Origin of the sequence: Geminicoccus flavidas (assembly GCF_009806515.1) — a bacterium.
In the GTDB taxonomy this organism is placed as follows: Bacteria; Pseudomonadota; Alphaproteobacteria; order Geminicoccales; family Geminicoccaceae; genus Geminicoccus; species Geminicoccus flavidus.
The window spans coordinates 1-1,221 of record NZ_WUJP01000579.1 but is presented as its reverse complement, the minus strand read 5'-3'; the positions used below and the strand labels follow the sequence as shown (position 1 = coordinate 1,221).

The following is a 1,221-nucleotide window of genomic DNA, read 5'->3' as shown; positions in this document are numbered from 1 at the left end:
GCGGGATCGGCGACTGGTCGCGCAGCACCAGCCCGATCATGTGGGACCGTTCGGGACTGGTCAGCGGCAGGGCGATCATCCCGGGCGGGATGCCGGCGACCCAGAGGAAGCTGTGCGGCAGGACGCTGGACCAGGCGCCGGCACGCATCTGCGAATAGAGCGCCATCACCGAGTTGGTCTCCAGGCGCGGTGCGGGGGTGAGGCCCATCTCGGTGAAGATGCCGTTCAGGATGCGCCGGTTCTGCATGTCCGGGGTGAGCAGGCAGAGCGGCAGCGGCGCCAGCTCCGACCAGGCTGCCTCCCTGCGCCCGGCGAACGGCCCTTCCTTGGGCGTTACCAGCAGATAGCGCTCGCGATAGAGCGGTACGGCGCGCAGCCCGTGCAGCGGCTCGTTGTCGAGATAGGTCAGGCCGGCTTCCAGGTGGAACTCGTCCAGGCCGCGCTGGATCTCGGTGGAGGTGCGCGAGGTCACGGTCATGCGCACGCCCGGATAGGCCTCCAGCAGGGGCGTCGTCACCATGCCCACGATCGGCAGGGCCATCGGGATGGCACCGATCCGCAGATGGCCGGTGAGCCCCTCGCGCAAGGCGGCCAGCTCCTGGCCCAGCAGGTCGCGCTCGGCCAGCATCCGCCTGGCCCAGCCGAGCAGGACCCGGCCTTCTGGGGTGAAGTCACGAAAGCGACGGTCGCGCTCGACCAGCGGTGCGCCCACCTCCTCCTCGAGCTGGCGGATCGCCGCGGACAGGGTGGACTGGGTGATGTTGCAGGCAGCCGCAGCCCGGCCGAAATGCAACTCGCGCCCGAGTGAAGCGAAATATGCCAGGTGGCGGAGCTGCATGGGACGGCCTGTTCTCGGCGGTGCGGTCGGTCGTGCCAGGCCACGATGCGGTGCCCGGGCGGAGGCGACAAGCGCCGGCCAGCCTGCCATGATCTGGCGGCACGGGCTCGCGATGGGGGAAGCCGCATTGGCCGTCGAGCTGCAGATCCACGAGCGGATCCTGGCTGACCTGCAGGACGGTGTCCTGACGCTCGACCTGGAAGGCCGGCTGATCACCATCAACCCGGCCGCCGCCCGGCTGCTCGACCTGGATGTGGCCAGCGCCATCGGCCAAAGCTATGCCGAGCTGTTTCTCCTGGACGAGGCCTTCGAGCCGCTGAACGAGCTGCTGCTCCAGGCGCTCTACGAGCCCGCGGTCACCCATGAGCGCGAGGTGACCCTGG

General features: G+C 69.6%; 2 protein-coding genes. One reads left to right on the top strand and one right to left on the bottom strand.

Annotated elements, in window-relative coordinates; all coding sequences use genetic code 11:
• Positions 1–838: LysR family transcriptional regulator (locus EQG76_RS16555; RefSeq protein ID WP_159715419.1), on the bottom strand; the 838-nt coding region annotated here is incomplete at its 3' end.
• 88 nt (positions 839–926) lie between these two features.
• On the opposite strand from EQG76_RS16555, the gene EQG76_RS16550 reads away from it, so the two are divergent.
• Positions 927–1,221, top strand: a 295-nt coding sequence (locus EQG76_RS16550; protein WP_159715417.1) for a PAS domain-containing protein, incomplete at its 3' end; no start/stop codon positions are given.